This is a genomic window from Ruegeria sp. K11 (assembly GCF_056531905.1).
In genome coordinates this window covers 20,005-38,119 of the sequence record NZ_JBQFMP010000017.1, presented here as the reverse complement: position 1 = coordinate 38,119, position 18,115 = coordinate 20,005, and the positions used below count along the sequence as shown (strand labels likewise).

The 18,115-nt window shown below is 58.8% G+C and carries 13 protein-coding genes; 6 read left to right on the top strand and 7 right to left on the bottom strand.

Translation table 11 applies throughout. The annotated features are described in order from the left end of the window. Window positions 1-12 precede the first annotated feature (12 nt). The 6 genes from ACR0K4_RS20265 to ACR0K4_RS20240 form a co-directional block, all read right to left on the bottom strand. The gene (locus ACR0K4_RS20265; protein WP_480855488.1) at window positions 13-2,694 is read right to left on the bottom strand and encodes an arsenate reductase (azurin) large subunit; all 2,682 of its coding nucleotides are present in this window, start codon (window positions 2,692-2,694) and stop codon (window positions 13-15) included. 13 nt (window positions 2,695-2,707) lie between these two features. Then, a complete protein-coding gene (locus ACR0K4_RS20260) occupies window positions 2,708-3,277 on the bottom strand; it encodes an arsenate reductase (azurin) small subunit (RefSeq protein WP_480532654.1) in 570 nt (189 codons plus the stop codon). A gap of 5 nt (window positions 3,278-3,282) precedes the next feature. After that, window positions 3,283-4,467, bottom strand: a complete 1,185-nt coding sequence (locus ACR0K4_RS20255; RefSeq protein WP_480855487.1) for a cytochrome-c peroxidase — start codon at window positions 4,465-4,467, stop codon at window positions 3,283-3,285. Between the two features lie 11 nt (window positions 4,468-4,478). Beyond that, window positions 4,479-5,585 (bottom strand): cytochrome-c peroxidase, encoded by a 1,107-nt coding sequence (locus ACR0K4_RS20250; RefSeq protein ID WP_480855486.1) that lies wholly within the window; start codon window positions 5,583-5,585, stop codon window positions 4,479-4,481. Between the two features lie 138 nt (window positions 5,586-5,723). Beyond that, the gene (locus ACR0K4_RS20245; protein ID WP_480855485.1) at window positions 5,724-7,937 is read right to left on the bottom strand and encodes a hybrid sensor histidine kinase/response regulator; all 2,214 of its coding nucleotides are present in this window, start codon (window positions 7,935-7,937) and stop codon (window positions 5,724-5,726) included. Window positions 7,938-7,957: 20 nt separating this feature from the next. Continuing rightward, window positions 7,958-8,212 carry a BolA family protein gene (locus ACR0K4_RS20240; RefSeq protein WP_480522043.1) on the bottom strand — a complete coding sequence of 85 codons (255 nt, stop codon included), beginning with the start codon at window positions 8,210-8,212 and terminating at the stop codon, window positions 7,958-7,960. Window positions 8,213-8,319: 107 nt separating this feature from the next. Between ACR0K4_RS20240 and ACR0K4_RS20235 the strand changes: the two genes are divergently transcribed. From ACR0K4_RS20235 to ACR0K4_RS20210, 6 genes are all read left to right on the top strand, one after another. Beyond that, window positions 8,320-8,943, top strand: coding sequence for a DnaJ domain-containing protein (locus tag ACR0K4_RS20235; protein WP_480522045.1), 624 nt, complete (start codon window positions 8,320-8,322; stop codon window positions 8,941-8,943). Window positions 8,944-9,400: 457 nt separating this feature from the next. After that, window positions 9,401-10,819 (top strand): hypothetical protein, encoded by a 1,419-nt coding sequence (locus ACR0K4_RS20230; RefSeq protein WP_480522046.1) that lies wholly within the window; start codon window positions 9,401-9,403, stop codon window positions 10,817-10,819. Window positions 10,820-10,991: 172 nt separating this feature from the next. Beyond that, the gene (gene cobS / locus ACR0K4_RS20225; protein WP_480855484.1) at window positions 10,992-11,978 is read left to right on the top strand and encodes a cobaltochelatase subunit CobS; all 987 of its coding nucleotides are present in this window, start codon (window positions 10,992-10,994) and stop codon (window positions 11,976-11,978) included. 121 nt (window positions 11,979-12,099) lie between these two features. After that, window positions 12,100-13,977 carry a cobaltochelatase subunit CobT gene (cobT, locus tag ACR0K4_RS20220; protein WP_480855483.1) on the top strand — a complete coding sequence of 626 codons (1,878 nt, stop codon included), beginning with the start codon at window positions 12,100-12,102 and terminating at the stop codon, window positions 13,975-13,977. Between the two features lie 256 nt (window positions 13,978-14,233). Further along, the gene (locus tag ACR0K4_RS20215; RefSeq protein WP_480855482.1) at window positions 14,234-16,015 is read left to right on the top strand and encodes an aminopeptidase P family protein; all 1,782 of its coding nucleotides are present in this window, start codon (window positions 14,234-14,236) and stop codon (window positions 16,013-16,015) included. A gap of 61 nt (window positions 16,016-16,076) precedes the next feature. Continuing rightward, complete coding sequence (locus ACR0K4_RS20210) at window positions 16,077-16,421, top strand: DUF427 domain-containing protein (RefSeq protein WP_480522050.1); 345 nt, start codon at window positions 16,077-16,079, stop codon at window positions 16,419-16,421. A 30-nt stretch (window positions 16,422-16,451) separates the two neighbouring features. Here ACR0K4_RS20210 and ACR0K4_RS20205 read toward each other — a convergent pair whose 3' ends face one another. Next, window positions 16,452-18,068 (bottom strand): FAD-binding oxidoreductase, encoded by a 1,617-nt coding sequence (locus tag ACR0K4_RS20205; protein WP_480855481.1) that lies wholly within the window; start codon window positions 18,066-18,068, stop codon window positions 16,452-16,454. Window positions 18,069-18,115: the final 47 nt, after the last annotated feature.

Below are 18,115 nucleotides of genomic sequence, written 5' to 3'. Positions count from 1 at the left end.
CCCGGAAAGACATCAGGCGATGTCGCGCGGTGCGAAGGACATCGTGCGGAACGAGGTCTTGTAGGGGCTCGGCCCAAGTTTGCGCAGCTTGGCAACGCCCATCTTGTAGTTGTAGTTGCCGCTGATCCAGTCGACGATCCGGCCCTCAAGCGCGTTCGCAGGCTGCTGCATGTGCAGGAAGTCCATGTAGACAACACTTTTCTTGATGGCGGGCGTGACCATGGCCACGGCGGTGATCGCCGCTTTGGTCAGTTCGATATGCCCGTTCTCCATCAGTTTCGAGAACTGGAAGTCGTCGCCTTCCACACCCAGCAGCGTGGTCTTGTTGCCCGGAACGCGTTCCGAATAGACCATCACATAGTCGCCGCTTTCGATGCCACGCTCGGCCGCATCATCGGGGTGGATTTCAACCCAGTTTTCCGGCCAGCGCTGCACGATATACGGGCGGCGACGGTCGTCAAAGCCGGACTGCCAGCGTTCGTTGATCCGACCAGAGGTCGCCCAAAGCTCGCCTTCGTCCTTGTTGGGTTTCAGCCATTCCCAATAGTCCGAGAACAGGTTCCAAGGTGATTTCTGGATGTTGCACTTGCCGGTCTGACTGTTGAAATGCGTCAGCTTCTTGTTGAACACATCCGCGCCAGCCGCACCGGTATCGGGCAGTTCGCGGGTTGTGTCGTGCAGACGCTTGGTTTCAATCAGCGTGACCCCATCGGCATCCAGCATAACCGGGCATTGCACACCATCGGTGCCGAATTCGCGGACCTTCTGGTGCAGGCCTTTGCCTTCCTTCTTGGCTAGACGGTAGACCGCGTGGAAGTCCTTGCGCGACCCGCGGGTAAAGCGCACGGCCTCTTCGGCAACCTCGTTCGAGTTCTGCCAGTCGAACCCGTCAAAGCCCATCCGCTGTGCCAGTTGCGCAATGATCCACCAATCGGGTTTCGCCGCACCGGGGGCATCATAGAACTTCTGGTACAGGCGCAGACGGCGTTCGCCGTTGGCGCGCAGGAAGTCTTCTTCGCCCCAGGTGGCTGCGGGGAACACGATGTCGGCGTAGCGGTTGCCGATCGGGTCCTGCAGATAGATGTCCTGGTTGATCACCACCATACCGCCGCTGTCGGCGCGGGCCTTCAACGTGTCGATCATCTCTTGCTTGTCGAAGCTGGCGATCTGGTGCGGGTTACGGACGGTCAGTTCCTCGAACTTGTCAGCCAGTTGCTGGCTGCCGCACATGGACTGGATCCAGGTGGTGCCGATCACGTGGGCCATACGGGTATGACCTGCGATCAGATACCGGTCGGTATCCATGGCGCGGCGACGGCGACCGGGCAGTTTCTCGGGCGATTTGTTGCGCGGGTATTTCCCGCCCTTCACGCCGCCCCGCTGGTGACCACCGGCCCGGCCAATGACCTGACCCGGACGACCGCCACAGCCACAGATGATGCCCAGAGCGGAGATCGCCTGTGTGTTGCCGGTGTTGTTGGACCAGTAGAACCCTTTCTCGATCATGACCGAGGTTTTGGGCCGGGTACCATCTGCCTTGGGTTTGGCCAGCCATTCGGCGGCAGTATAGATTTTCTGCACGTCGATTTCGGCCATGGCGGCTGCGTTCTCGGGCGAGAATTCGTCCTGAGACAAAAGCCATTCCTTCCAGTCCTCAAACCCAGCGGTCTGGAACTTGCCCCAGGTCGTCCGCCACTGCCATGGCGTGTTCCGGGTGCCCTGACCGAAGCCCGAGGAGCTTTCCCACTTGTTGTTGACCCATTTCTTGATCCAGTCGCTGTCTTCCCAGCCATTTTCCACGATGACGCGGGCGATGGCGTTGACGACCAGCAGGTCAGTGCCGGGCAGAACGTCGATATGCAGACCGCCCATCTTTTCAGCATGGGCCACACCGGCAGACCGGCGCGGGATCAGATAGATCTCTTTCTGACCGTTCTGCATCCCCTTCATCATCCACTGGGTATAGAGGATGGTCTTGGTCTCATACGGGTCGGTACCGCAGACCAGCAGGGTTTCCGCATCGCGCCAGTCTTCGTAGGACGGGCCGAAGTTGTCGAAACCCGCATCCCGGAAACCGGGGGTCGAGGTCACGTCGGACGGCGTGTCGTGGAAGGTGAAGTTCGCGGTGTTGATATGGCGCAGCGCGTATTTCGAGATCGCATAGGTGTTCTCGATATACTGATAGCTGAAGGTTTTCACGCCATAGGCATTGGTGCCGTGTTTGGCGATGACGTGGTTGCCCACCTCAGCCGCCACATCCAGCGCCAGATCCCACGGAACCGGCATCAGCGTGCCATAGATCCGCATCAGCGGTGTCTTCAGACGGTCACGTGTTGGGGTCTGCGGGTTATAGCATTTCTGCGCGATACACCCGCCCCGCAAGGAGCTGTCGCCGTCGGTGTTGACGTATTGCGTGTCCTTGTCAGGGATGATCACCACGTGGTGCGGCTGACCTTTGTGCAGAACGATATTGTGCTGGTTCGGCGCGACCCAGGCACCCAACGGTGCAACGGGGAAATCCTCGCCAAAGGCGTTTTCGTCCGCAGTTGGGCCACCGGGTTTGGCCGTCACGGGCCAGCGGTAGACTTTGTAACCACAGGCCACGATGCAGTAGTCGCAGGCGGTCGAGATGACCTCGGCGCCTTTGGGCGGCAGCGGGACGTTGGTTTCGGGTACGTAATACGGGGTTGCCATGATTCCGTTTCCCTTATGCAATGAGGTTGTCGTAGCGGCCGTAGATCAGGCCGAACATGCCAACGGCGTAGATGTCATCACCGTCCAGTTCCAAAAGGACCTGCGGCAGCGACTGATAGGCTTGCCCCGAAACGAGGATGCCGTGCCGTGTCACGTCATAGGTGGACAGGTGCAGCGGGCACGGGCCCAGCACCTTATGTTCAGGCTTGTAGCTGTCATACATCGACCCGCCCTGATGGGTGCAGGTGAGGTTGAAGGCCACAACATCCTTTTGCGGACCAATGCCGCCGCCGCTTTCCACGCCGGTTTTCACAAGGATCGAGTCCGAATAATCGCCCTCATCCGGGTAATAGAACTCGACCGGGACATCCTGTTCCAGTTCGGACAGTTTGCCGATCAGCTTGCGCGGATAGGTCGATACCAATGCGGGCACTTGTTCGGCCTGACCGTGGCGGGTGGGCATGGCCACCATCACGGCAAAGGTTGTTGCGCCCGAGGCGAACAGGAACTGGCGGCGGTTCACGGTGCAGGCCTTTTTGGCCTCACCGGTACAACTGCATCCGGTTGCGTTATGATCTTTCATGACGCTTACTCCTCTGCTGCCGCAGGAAGCGGCTGGTAATCCGGCAGATCAGGTTCTTCGACCAGAATCTCGTCACCGGACAGGGATTTCAGGAAGGCCACCAGATCCGCCTTTTCCTGATCATTCAGGCCAAGCGGCTGGATCAGATCGGATTTGGTTGCTGCGAATTCATTCTCGCCGCCGCCCTGGTTGTAGAACTCGACCACATCCTCGAGCGTCTCCAACATGCCGTTATGCATGTAGGGTTCGGTATAGAGGGTGTAGCGCAGGCTCGGCGTGCGGAACTTGCCCAGATCAGCCTTTTCCTTGGTGCGGAAATAGAAGCCGGGGTCATCCTTGGTGTGGCGATAGAAATCCTCGGTCGAGCCTTTGGAATAGAGCTCATACCGGAAGGTCACTTGCGCCAGACCGTCATCTTCCCAGCCGCTATAGGGCGGAACGCCGGTGTTGTAGTATTTCTCGTCCGACAGCAGCGCACCGTTATGGCATTCGGAACATTGCGCCTTGCCGGTAAACAGCTCCAGCCCGCGTTTCTGTTCGTCGCTCAGCGCCGCATCATCCCCGCGCAGATAGTTGTCGAAGGGCGTGTCGGTCTGAACGATGGTCCGTTCAAACGCAGCGATGGCCCGCCATGCGTTGCCGATGCGTGGCCATTGGTCACCGAAGACGTCGTTAAAGCGTTCGACATATTCGGGGACAAAGGCCAGACGGGCCTCCATCATGTCGGATTCACCGTTGCCGGCAACCGCACCGCCTGCGGCGGATTTGGCCTGACTTTCAAGGCTTTTCGAAGAGCCCGCCCAGAACAGCTTGCCGTAATAAGCCGAGTTCACGATGGTCTGACTGTTGCGCCAGTGGGTCGTGCCGGGATAGCCGAACGAAATCGGTGCCTCGACGTCCCAGCCCACATCGGGCAGGTGACAGGCCGAACAGGGCGTTGTCTCATTCCCGCCCAGACGCGGATCGAAGAACAGCATCTTGCCCAGTTCGATCTTGGCCTCGGTCTGCGGATTGTCCAGCGGGATGAGCGGTTCGCCCAGCGCCACCAGCGGCGCATCGGTGTCAGGGTCTGCCCCGCCGATACCGGCCTCAATCTCCATACTGTCCGCAGCAAACGCTTGCGAACCGATGGCGGCAAACAAGGCAGCGGTGGCGATTGTGCCTGAAAGGTAAGACTTAAGGTCTTTCATGGGTCCACTCCTCAGTTTGTCGTTTCGCGCCAGTTTTCGATCGGCGCATAATCCGTATCGATGTCCTCGGCGACGAAGTCAGGACCGGTCAGCGGCTCGCCGGACAGTGCCTTCAGGAAGGCCACCAGCTGCGCTTGTTCGGTCTCGTTGAGGCCAAGCGGCTTGATGCGCGGATCCTTGTTCTCATCATCACCGCCACCGGCGTTGTAGAAGGCCACCACATCTTCCAGCGTTTCCATCGTGCCGTTGTGCATATACGGCGCGGTATAAGTCAGCTCGCGCAGCGTGGGGGTCATGAATGTGCCGAAGGTGTCGGCGGTGTGGGTGCGGATATAAGCCCCCGGATCGGCACGCAGGTTCATGTAGTTCTCGACGCCGAGGAACTTCATCATCGTCACGAAGGTGATGTGACGTGTCGGGTCCGCCCAGATGTCCGGATTGTCGCCAACGCCGATATTGTGCGGCAGGTCATCGGTGAACCGCTCGCCCGCGTGGCACGAATTACAGCCGCTGGCGTTGAACAGCTCATAGCCTGCCTTGGCCTCGTCCGACATCTCGCCTGAATCAAACGGTGCGCCGCGCGAGATCAGCGTTTTCAGATATTCCGGGATCGCGTTGCGGACACCACCGTTCGAAGGCTCGCCAAATCCGGCGGCTTCGAACATCTCGACATAGACCGGATCCTGCTTGATGCGTTCCTGCATCATCCGCATGTCCATGTTCATCAGATAGGTCTCGGTGATGCTTTCGCGGGTCACATCGTTGAGGTTGGTGCCTATGCGCCCGTCATGGAACCACGCGTTGCGCTTGGCCGTGTTGATTAGCGTCGGCACGTTGCGGAAATGCAGGTTGCCCGTATAGGCGTCCGACAGGGCCTGCCCGTCGGTGAACCCGTTTTCCGGCTGGTGGCAACTGGAACACGACAGCGCGGCGTCGCCGGACAGTCGTGGATCAAAGAAAAGTCGCTTGCCAAGGGCCGCCTTGGCTGGGTCGAACTCAATGGCTTCTACCGGGCCCGGCTCATCCGCCTGGGCCTGGTGAACCGGGTAAGCAGCGCAAATCGTCAGCAGCGAAACTGTCGATAGCGCCGAGAACCATGTTCTGGCTTTGGTTGTCATTTAAAAGCCCCTTTATCGCTAGTCCGGTCTTCGCGGCACGGCCGCAAACCGGTAGGGCGAACCTTAGGGGGCAGTTGTTTCGTGAGGATTTGATCCAGATTAAGGTCTGTGAAGAGATGTTAAGAAATGTAACGGCATTCAACCGACGGATGATCGGATAAACCTTGCAAGGTCCTGTATCTCAATAGGTTTTTGCGCCATGATGAAATTTTTGGCAGTCGACAAATACTCCATATCATCGAAATAACTGCTGATCAGAATCGCCGGAACCTCACCCCGAACGGCGCGTGCGGCCTCGATCAGGTCCGTGCCGATCAGCCCCGGCATCTTCAAATCGGTGACAATTATATCATAACTGTCCGGATCACTTTGAAACGCCTGTTGCGCCTTCAATGGATCGGAATATGCCTCGACCCGATAGCCATATCGGGTCAGCAAGGTGCGCGTCACATAAAGGACGTTTTCATCATCATCGACCAGCAAGACATGCTCTGACCCAGTGATCGCCGCCACCACAGCTTGTTCATCCTGGCTGAGTGCGGGCATCAGCGGATAGAACAGGCTGAACCGGGTGCCTTCGCCAGGAGCCGAGTTCAGCTCGACCCGGCCATGACATTCCTCGACACTGTTATGCACGATCGTCAGGCCAAGCCCAGTGCCCTTGCCCACCGGTTTGGTCGAGAAAAAGGGCTGGAACACCTTTTCTTGCAACGCGGCCGACATACCAGGACCGGTATCCGTCACGTCCAGACGGATCACGCCGATCGCCTCGTCCGGCAGATCCTCCAGCGCATCCCGAGGCGCCTGACTTATCGTCAGGACAACTTCGCCCGGCTGATCCCCCATCGCCTCGAATGCGTTGTGGCACAGGTTCAAAAGCGTCTGAAAGAACAGCGTCCCGTCGAAGTCGGAAAACGCCGCATCCAATTCGATGTCAAAACGCGTTTCAACATTGGGTGGGGCCGATACGCGGATCAGGTCCAGCGCTTCTTGCGTGGCCTTGACCATATCGCCACGGGTCGGATTGCGAGGCCGTTGCCGCGCAAAGGTGAGCATCTTGCGCACCAGTGCCTGTGCCCGACGCGCTGCAATCCGGATGTGATTGACCGAGGTCTGGATGTCGGCATCGTCTTCTGCGTCCATCTCGATCAGGTCGGCATTGCCGGTGATGCTCATGAGCACATTGTTGAAATCATGCGCGACGGACCCGGCCAGAATGCCGACGCCTTCCATCTTCTGCACCTGCGCGAATTGCTCATTGGTACGTCGCGCCTCAGTCAGGTCCTCGCCAATGCCAATATAATGCGTGATCGCACCATCCTGTCCGACCAGTGGAAAGATCGCAGTTGAAACCCAATAGTGCGAGCCATCCTTGCGCAGGTTGCGGAACACCCCGTACCAGCTGCGACCCTGCTGCAAGCGCTGACGCAGGTCACGGTAAATCCCCTTGCCCGAATGCCCTGACTGCAGAATGCGCGGCGTGTGGCCATATACCTCGTCCGCCTCGTACCCGCTGAGGTCAAAGAATTTGCGGTTGGCATATTCGATCTTCAGATCGGTGTCCGTGATCAGAATTGACGCAGGGCTTTGTTCAACTGCCCGCGCCAGCTTGCGTTCGGCCAGCTCAACCTGTTCACGCAATTCCAGCTCGGCCTTGAGCCGATGATTGGTGCGCAGGATATTGGCGATCAGCAATGTGGTCAGAATGGCAATCAAACCGATCACCACGATCAACCCGATTAGCAGAACCGAGAAATTGCGCACCAGGCGCTCGCCCTCCGAAAACGCCCGGACCATGGCCGACAGGCTGTCGTCGCGTTCGGCGATCCAAAGCTGTTCAAGGGTTGCCAGCGCACTCAGGGCCGCACTGTCATCCACACGGACCAAAGCATCGATCTGCTCGGCCCCCAGTCCTGCAGCAATCCCATCCTCGATCCGGGTGATATTGCCGATATACTCATGGGCCACGCTCTCGATATGCGCCAGCGCCTCCAATTCGGCTTTCGAGGGGTTGGCGTCACGGTATTCTGCAATCGTGGACAACAGATTGCGTGATTGACGGCCAAGCGTCGTTCCATATGAGGGGTCCTGCCGCAGGACATAATTCTTGAAATTGTGGATCAGACCGCCATAGCCGAAATACTGCCGGATGTCAGATATCCAGTACCCGCGCGGTGTCGTCTCGGCCGCGTAACTCTGCCAGGCTTGCCGCATGTCGCCGATTCGGGTGCCCGTCTCGCGGGACATGTACAGGAACACTGACAGGATAATGACCAAAGCAACACCAATGCCCAGCGCCACCGCCATAAGACGCGTGGGGTAGGTCTCGGGCTCGGAATGTTGCGTGTCCATTTAGCGACCCGTCCCTGCAGTCAGACATCAATATCCAGAGCCAGCGCGTGAATGCGCGACACGATATCCCCCAATGCAGCATGAACGGCGCGGTGGCGCGCAACGCGGGATTGACCTGCGAAAGCGTCGGATCTGATGCGCACGTTGAAATGGCTCTCGCCCCCGTCCTGATACCCGGCATGCCCGCGATGGCTTTCGCTGTCATCGACAACCTCCAGCTCGCGGGGGTTGAATGCGGCCTGTAGCCGGGTACGGATGTCTTCGGTAACGGTCATTTTTCTGCCCGGCGGCAAAATTTTTGCCGCTCCCCTCTTCTACTCTCTGACGCTTAGGTTAAACTGCTGCCTCCGAGTCGAAAAGACGCGTTCGCAGGAGCAGGCCCATGGTGAAATCAGACCCTTTCGGATTCGATATGTCCGTATCCAGCGCAAAGAAAAAGAAACCGCGCGGGCGTCGGGGCATGTCGGGTGCGTCCGAAACATCGGTCCGAATCTGCGACCACGAGGGCTGTGAAGAGGCCGGCAAGTTCCGGGCACCGAAAGCGCCCGATGTGCTGGACGATTTTTTCTGGTTCTGCCAGCAGCATGTGCGCGAATATAACCAGAAATGGAATTTCTTCGATGGCACCACCGAGGCCGAACTGAACGCCCAGCGGTCCAAGGACAAGGTGTGGGAACGCGAAACCAAACCCATGGGCGACCCCGAAGCCCGCGCCTGGGCCCGGCTGGGCATCGAAGATCCGCACCAGGTTCTGGGCGCGAACGGGACCCAGAACAAAGGTCGCGCCAATTCCGGCGGTCGTCGCCTGCCCCCCACCGAACGCCGAGCCATCGAGATCCTTGAAGCACAGGACAGTTGGTCCAAGGCCGAAATCCGCAAGGCCTACAAGAAGCTGATCAAGGTGTTGCACCCGGATATGAACGGTGGCGACCGGTCCCAGGAAGAACAGCTGCAAGAGGTCGTGTGGGCCTGGGATCAGATCAAGGACAGCCGGAGTTTCAAGTAGCGATCCGGCCCGCCTGGGCATCTGATTTCGCATGCGTATGGTGTCGTGTTTGACGATGGGCTTGCACGTCAAAAATAGTGTGTTGTGGCAATTTATTGGGGAAACTTGCCAAGTTACGCAACTTACGCTAGGTTAACCTCACTATTTTCTTGGGTCTCTTCTCAGAGGTCAATTAATGAAAACCCTTTTGTGCATTATTGTTGCAGCCGGGGCTGTTTTTTATCCCGGGTCAACTCTCCAAGCTCAGCAATACCCTATTGGGGCCTGCATCATTCTGGACACCGGTCAATGGTGCATTCCGCCGTCCGCCGGTTTTCCTGGTGAGATATGCTATTGTCTGACCGAAGATGGTTGGGTGGAGGGTATCCAGAACTGAACAGAGGTTATCGTGAAATTAACTGAGAAACCTGAAGTTCGAGATTTATTGAAAGCTGCACGTGCAACCCGCACATATTGCATGTTGACCGGACGCGCGAGCGATAAATCTGACGCGCTGATCGACGCGCTTGCACCCTTCGATGGCACCCCCAGCAAGATTACAACGGATCATCTGGTTAATCTGCGCAAAGCCATGCGCGATACCTGCCGTGATATTGACGACTATACCTTGACGCGAATTCTTGATGGTGAACCTCCGGTACGTATCAGCAGCCCGTCAGCGCGATTTCGCGGATCGAATGACGAGGAAGAGTCTGATCTCGGTTTTGCGGCCCAGCTGAACCGCTTCGGTCGCCGCTTCAAGCAAAGTTGGCCCTGGTTTTGGCAACGATGGGTGCTGCCCGGGATCGCGGTCGTACTGCTGGTTCTTGCCATGCACTATACCCAGTGGACCTTCCGGGCGAATTTGCTGCTGGCGCGGCTGGATGAGCACATGACCACGGATATACACGAAGAGGTCCGCGATCTGATCGTGGTCGCAACCGCCATTGAAACCAACGAACAGCAAACGGCCGTGCCCAACTCAAATGCACCGGCCCAGAAGCTCTTCAACGAAACAATGAGCCGCTTGAAGGCCTATCACTATCAGGAAGAGGCGTTGCGCCGTGAAAGCTCGGTCGCAACGCAAAGGTTCGATTTTCTGATCGCCGCGCGTGAAACCATCAGCGGCGTTTCCCACCGGCTGTTTCCCGCACCCCCGCCGAGCAGCCTGAGGCCGTCCGTTACCAACGGCACGAACACGATCGCTTCCAGGGCGGGTTTTGCTGGCAGCGGCGGCGCAAAAAGCAATACCGGAACCCTGTCAACCCCTGGCGATGTCGTCACCACGATACAAGAAATTCAACGCAAGACCGACGCGCAAATCGCGCGGGCGGCCAATGCAACCGTTGCCAGCCCGTCCGAAAGCCTTGCCCCAAGCGCATCCGAGGCGGCGCAGACCTCGTCTTTGGTCAGAATCGCACTTGCGGGGCATGACGGGTTCATGGAAATCGTTCGGGAAATCTCAAAGAAAACAGGCCGCAATTCACTGGCCAATCCGGCCGATCATATCGTGACAAGACTGCAATTGCTGCAATCGGCCGAACGTTTGCAGGCCAAGATTTCCCTATCCAACAGGTTCGCATTGCCAATGGTCTACGGCTCGCTTGGTGCCGCGCTGTTCTGCCTGGTTCGGGTGTTGACACCAGCGCTGTCCGACCTTGGCCCTGCACGTGCATTCCTGCGTATTTTGTTCGGAGCCTTTGCGGCAATGACGCTTTCGATGCTGCTGATTCCGGCAAATGTTTTCACCATCAATGAGCAAAGCAATCCGACGCTGATCTTTTTGGCCTGTTTTCTGTTCGGGTATTCCTTTGATGCCGTGCTGTCTGCGTTGCACCGAATGGAGGCATTCCTGCAGGGTCGCCTGCAAACGCCCGAGTCCGCCCGCCCATCCTGATCCGCCGGATTCGAACAATAATGCACCGCTGATTGCCCCGTCCGGACAGATGGCGGACGCCACGGCATGATTTCATCTTATCGCAGCGCTTTCCCTTGCCCTTGCCCGCAATATGTTGCACCACACACGGGTTCAAACCCGGGGAGCGGGTCAAAGGATAAGGACAAGGCGCATGGCTGACGGATCGATCGATATCAACGCAAAACCTACCGAGGATATCTCGGTCCGTGAAGTGTTTGGCATTGACAGCGATATGGCGGTCAAGGGCTTTGCCGACCGCAGTGACCGGGTGCCAGTGATCGATCACACCTACAAGTTCGATCCAGAAACGACGCTGGCGATTCTGGCGGGGTTTGCCCATAACCGCCGCGTTATGATCCAGGGCTATCACGGCACCGGGAAATCGACCCATATCGAACAGGTCGCCGCGCGTCTGAACTGGCCGGCGGTTCGGGTGAACCTCGACAGCCATATCAGCCGGATCGATCTGATCGGCAAGGACGCGATCAAACTGCGCGACGGCAAGCAGGTGACTGAATTCCACGAGGGTATTCTGCCTTGGGCACTGCGTAACCCCGTGGCCATCGTCTTCGACGAATATGATGCGGGCCGCGCGGATGTGATGTTCGTGATCCAGCGGGTACTGGAGCATGACGGCAAGCTGACCCTGCTGGACCAGAACGAGATCATTACACCGAACCCGAATTTCCGCCTGTTCGCAACGGCGAACACGGTGGGGCTGGGCGATACGACGGGCCTCTATCACGGCACGCAGCAGATCAACCAGGCGCAGATGGACCGGTGGTCGCTGGTCTCGACGCTGAATTATCTTAGCCATGATGCCGAGACGATGATCGTGCTGTCGAAAGCGCCGCATTACAACACCGAAAAAGGCCGCAAGACCGTCAGCCAGATGGTGACGGTGGCCGATCTGACCCGGACCGCGTTCATGAACGGCGATCTCAGTACAGTGATGAGCCCGCGGACCGTGATCAACTGGGCCCAGAACGCCGAGATTTTCCGCAATGTGGGTTACGCGTTCCGCCTGTCATTCCTGAACAAATGTGATGAGTTGGAGCGCCAGACGGTGGCGGAGTTCTATCAGCGTTGTTTTGATGAGGAATTGCCTGAAAGTGCGGCGTCTGCGAGTTTGGGATAGCGCACTGAATTGCGCCCTTACCGGGCGCAATGCCTCCGGCGGGGATATTTTTGGCCAGATGAAGGGGGATCCGGTTGCGCTTTGAGGCATTGGATCTCCGCAGCACAAAGGGCGTTTGAACATGGTGCAGAAGAACGACAATCCTGCTGATCCGTTCAAGAAGGCCTTGGCCGAAGCCACCAAGGTCATGGCCGATGACCCCGAGTTGAACGTGACCTATACGGTTGATCCGTCGGGCATGACGGGTGAGTCGATGCGACTGCCCCAGGTCTCGCGGCGGATGACGCGGGAAGAGGTTCTGCTTGCCCGCGGGACGGCGGATGCCTTGGCTTTGCAGCGCAAATACCATGATGACGCGACCCATGCGCACTATGCGCCTCCGGGAGATATGGCGCGCGATTTGTATGAGGCCATGGAGGTGGCCCGGTGCGAGGCGATGGGTGCACGAGACATGCCAGGGACCGCGTCGAATATCGATGTCAAGATAGGACATGAGGCGATCCGGCGTGGCTATGATCAATGCAAGCAGCCTGCTGATGCGCCTTTGGCCGTTGCCGCCGGTTACCTGATCCGGCATTTGGCGACGGGGCGGGACATGCCGCCTGCCGCCGAGAACGTCATGAATCTGTGGCGCGGGTTTATCGAAGAACAGGCCGGTGGTGTGTTGGAAAACCTCGACGAGGTGCTCTCGGATCAGGCCGAGTTTGCCAAGTTCGCGCGGCAGATGATCAAGGATCTGGGCTATGGCGACCAGCTGGGCGATGACCCCGATGAGTTGGATGACGAGCAGGAAGATCAGGCCGAGGACGACGCCGAGGAACAGCCGGACCCCGACAGCACCGGGCAGGATGATCAGGACGAACAGGACGCCGACGCCAATCCAGAGCAGACGCAGGAAGAGCAGCAGGATCAGTCTCAGGCCCAGGTCTCGATGGATGAGATGGCCGATGAGGAGATGGGAGAAGAGGCGGAGATGCCCGAAGGGGAGGCTCCGCTGGAACCGCCTGCCCCACCGCCCGCGTCCGAGGCCGATCCGGATTACAAGGTTTATCTGAACACCCATGACGAAGAGATCGCGGCCGAGGATCTGGCGGAGCCGGCCGAGTTGGAGCGGCTGCGGGCCTATCTGGATCAGCAACTGGAGCCGTTGAAAGGCGCGGTGAGCCGTCTGGCCAACAAGCTGCAGCGCCGGTTGCAGGCGCAACAGAACCGGTCCTGGGAGTTTGACCGCGAGGAAGGGATTCTGGATGCCGGACGCCTGGCGCGGGTTGTTGCAAACCCCACGACGCCGCTGAGCTTCAAGGTCGAGAAAGATACCGAGTTCCGCGATACGGTGGTGACCCTGCTGCTGGACAATTCAGGCTCTATGCGGGGGCGTCCGATCTCGATTGCCGCGATTTGCGCCGATGTTCTGGCGCGCACGCTGGAGCGGTGCAATGTGAAGGTCGAGATTTTGGGCTTTACCACGCGGGCGTGGAAGGGCGGTCAGGCGCGTGAGGCGTGGTTAAACGATGGCCGGCCTCAGCAGCCGGGGCGTCTGAACGATCTGCGCCACATCATTTACAAAGGCGCTGATGCACCCTGGCGGCGGGCGCGGCCCAATCTGGGCCTGATGATGAAAGAAGGGCTGCTGAAGGAAAACATCGACGGTGAAGCGCTGGAATGGGCGCATCGTCGGATGTTGGCCCGACGTGAGCAGCGCAAGATTCTGATGGTGATTTCGGATGGCGCTCCGGTCGATGATTCAACGCTGAGCGTGAACCCGGCGAACTATCTCGAAAAACACCTGCGCGATGTGATCGCGATGGTCGAAAAGCGCAAAATGGTCGAATTGCTCGCGATAGGGATCGGGCATGATGTGACGCGGTACTATGATCGTGCGGTGACAATCACGGATGTCGAGCAACTGGCTGGGGCGATGACCGAGCAACTGGCAGCGTTGTTCGACAGTGATCCGCGTGCCCGCGCTCGGGTGATGGGGATGAAAAAGGCAAGCTGACGCTTGCCTTGCCTCCGGCGGGAGTATTTTCAAAAAGATGAAGTGTGGGGTCGTTGTTCAAAGAAGTGAATGGGCCGTCCGACGATAGTTTTTTAAGGTTGCGTAGGGTTTTATCGCCATCATGGATCTTTGATGTGGCCCCCTGTTTTAAACAGAGCCCGTCGGTTGGATGCAGATCACCTGAAAAGAACCCGGCATCTGGACATTTGGCGCATTGCGCCGCAGGTTCCCGGGCAAGACAATGAAAGGGGAGATCATGTTTCAGTCCTTTGCCGTCACGGCACGTCCGGAACAGGGGCCTCCCAGGTTGGCAGCCTTGCGCGCGGAGATACTGCGCGACGGATTGGCCGGGTTTCTGGTCCCGCGCGCCGACGCCCATCAGGGAGAATATGTCGCCCCGCGGGACGAGCGACTGGCGTGGTTGACGGGGTTTACGGGCTCTGCCGGTTTTTGTGCCGTGCTGACGGACGTGGCTGGCGTGTTTATCGATGGCCGGTACCGCACACAGGTCAAAGCTCAGGTGGCCAGCGACTATACTCCGGTGCCCTGGCCCGATGTCGGTCTGAGCGCATGGTTGAAAGAACAGTTGCCGCAGGGGGGCAAAGTTGGTTTTGACCCCTGGCTGCATGCTGCCCGACAAATCTCTTCTGCTCAGAAGGAACTTGCAGATACCGGGATCGCGCTTGTGCGGTGTGATAACCTGATCGACCGTGTGTGGTCGGATCAACCCGATCCCCCTATGAGTCCGGTCAAATTACATCCGGTGGAGTTTGCCGGAGAAACCGCCGATAGCAAGATCAAACGATTGTCCGAAGCGTTGCGGGAGGCGGGCAACAGCGCCGCCGTGATCACTTTGCCGGACTCGATCATGTGGTTGCTGAACATTCGGGGCTCGGATGTCAGGTATAATCCGGTAGCGCACGGGTTCGCCATTCTGCACGACACTGGTCGTGTGGACCTGTTCATGGCGGAGGAAAAACTAACAGTTCAACTGAGCGAACAGGTGCGTCTTCATGCGCCATCTGCCTTTCTGGGTGTCGCCGCCGCGCTGCAAGGCAAAATTCAGGTGGACCTGGGCACGCTGCCGCAAGCGGTGGCCGATGTGTTGCAGGACAAGATGGTGGATGATGGCGATCCGTGCGCCTTGCCCAAAGCCTGCAAGAATGCAGCGGAAATCGCAGGAAGCGCCGAAGCGCATCTGCGGGATGCAGTCGCCGTGATCGAAACCCTGTGCTGGCTCGACAAGCAGACGCCGGGCAGCCTGACCGAGACCCAGGTGGTCAGCCGTCTGGAGGCAAACCGGCGCAAAGACAACGCCCTTCAGGACATCTCGTTCGACACGATCGCGGGCACCGGGCCCAACGGTGCAATCATGCACTACCGCGTAACCGAAGAAACGGATTCCCGGTTACAGAATGGGCATCTTCTGGTGCTGGACAGTGGAGGGCAATACCTGGACGGGACCACCGACATCACTCGAACGATTGCGATTGGAGAGGTCGGGGACGAAGAAAGAGCCTGTTTCACCCGGGTTCTCAAGGGGATGATCGCCATGTCCGTGTTGCGCTGGCCAGTGGGGCTTGCAGGGCGCGACATCGAATGCGTTGCGCGCGCGCCGCTTTGGACTGCGGGGCAGGATTTCAACCACGGGGTTGGCCATGGGGTCGGGGCCTATCTGAGTGTGCATGAGGGGCCGCAGCGTCTGTCAAAGGTCAGTCATGTCCCGTTTGAACCCGGCATGATCCTGTCGAACGAGCCGGGATATTACCGCGAAGGAGCCTTTGGCATCCGCATCGAAAATCTTCTTGTCGTGCAAGAGGCACCGGCCCTTCCGACCGCAGATCCCGAACGCGCTATGCTGTGTTGGCGGACGTTGACTTATGTTCCGATTGATCGGCGTCTGATCATGACAAGCATGCTGTCAGCAGATGAGCGCGCGTGGCTGAACGCTTACCATCGTGACGTTGCGGATAAAGTCCGCCCAAGGCTGGGCGATGACGCTCAGCTGTGGTTGGATGCCGCAACGGCGCCGATCTGACATCGCACTTTCACATAAAGTGGACACAGGAATGGGCCTTGGCCCAAGGGGAGAAGTGGAAATGACCGATCTGACAAAAATTCGCAAAGCACCGGGAAAATGGAGCGTCCGGTCCGGCGGTGCGATTTTGGGTGAAACGACCAACGCGCTGGAGTTGTTCGAGGGCAACCTGGACCCGGTGATCTATTTCCCCCGCGCCGATATCGCGATGGCCTTTCTGGATCGCTCAGATAAGGTGACCCATTGCCCGCATAAGGGCGATGCCACACATTTTTCCATCGTCAACAAATCCTCGGTCACAGAGAACGCGGCGTGGAGTTATGAGGACCCGATCCCAACTGTTGCCGAAATCAAAGAATATCTGGCTTTTTACCCGGCGGATTCGGTAAAGGTCGAACAGCTTTGACATCGACTTCTTCACAGCCTGAACTCTGACTCACGGGTCGGACGACCCGAAGCTTTCGAAATGGATATTGCGGGCGGGCACGCCGCCCTGTTCCAGACCGGCCTGAAGCTGGGACAAAAACGGTGCCGGGCCGCACAGCATATACTGTGCCCCGTCACCCGCGCCCAAATTCAACAAATCCTGCACGGTGATGCGTCCGGTTTTGTGCGGCGCGTCATGCAGGTCCGGGCGACTGTAATAGACCTGTCCCACTGCATCAGGATGCGCTTGCAAAAGCCCTTCGATTTCAGGCGACAACGCGTGATCCGTGCCGCTTCTGGCCCCGTGTATGAACCATATGCGCTGGTTTGACTGGCGCGTGACAGCGGCATGCAGCATCGACACCATGGGCGTCAGGCCAACACCGGCGCTGACCAGCACAAGCGGGGCATCGCTGCTTGGGATCACAAAGTCACCTGACGGGCGCGAGGCCGTTACCTCTGCTCCTTCCCGCAAAGCGTCATGGAGGTAACCCGAGACCTGCCCCCCGGGCGCGCGCTTGACTGTCAGGCGGTACGTATCTTTGTCGTACGGTGATCCCGAGAGTGAGTAGGTCCGCCGCTGCGCCGCTGTTTGACCCGGTAGGTACACCGAGATCGGCAAGTGCTGACCTGCCCGGAACGGCCACAGTGGTTGGCCATCCGTAGGCGTCAGATAGAACGACATGATTTCTTCTGTTTCCCGGACCCGCCGGGCAACCCGGAGCACACGATCGGCCGCATCCTGACGGGCCCAGCGCAAAGCCAGCGCACAGGGGCGCTCGATAACGGTGTCGATGGTCATATCGATCATACGCCACGCGTCAGGGTCCCGGGCATCCCCGAGCGACCAGTCGATCTCGGCACGACCGGACAAATGCAGCAGGCCGCCGGTTTCGAAATCAATGAACACCAGACCGATGCGAGGGTCGCTGAGCAGATTGCCGATGGTGTTAAAGAAGTTGTTGCCCGAATAATCCGGGATGCGCAGATGGTTTGGCGATTTGATCTGCACAAATCCGCGCGCGCCACCCCGATGCGAGGCATCAAAACCCCGCGCCGGACCCGAGGCCTCGTTCAGCGTGCCGGACCCGATGAAGAGCGTGTCGGCCTGTTTGATCCATGCCATCTGGTCCGGGCTGAGTTGGGTGCTGCGCCGGGCTTTGTCGGGCACGTTCGCGTCTTCGCGCCGCCAAGCCCTTTCGTGGATGTATTGCGGACAGTTTCCGAAGGTCTGGCGGATATCCAGCTGAAAACCCTGCTCGGATGGGCCGACAAACCCGCTCAGCCGGTTGCGGCGGCGCGTGGCCAGTTCGATCCCGATCAGACCGACCTCGGTCCCCGCCGAAAATGCCGCATGCAGCGGGTCCTGGCTATCGAGACCCGTTGCCAGCGTCAGGGTCCGGGGATCTGGGGACCCTACAAACCCTTCGGGCCCATCGACCAGAGTGACCCAGACTGACCCTGATGCATCCGCGCCGGACAACACCAGAAACGGCAACGACGTATAAAAAGCGCGATGCTGTTCCGGCATGTGATCCCGGATAAAACCGCCCGCCCATGTCGCGACGTCACCGACGCCAGCCTTGATCTGCGCAGCACGTTCGCCTGCGTGGAAAGGGCTTTCCATCGCATCCGCTCCTTCATGTACATAGGTGATTGAGGGTCAGCCCGTCC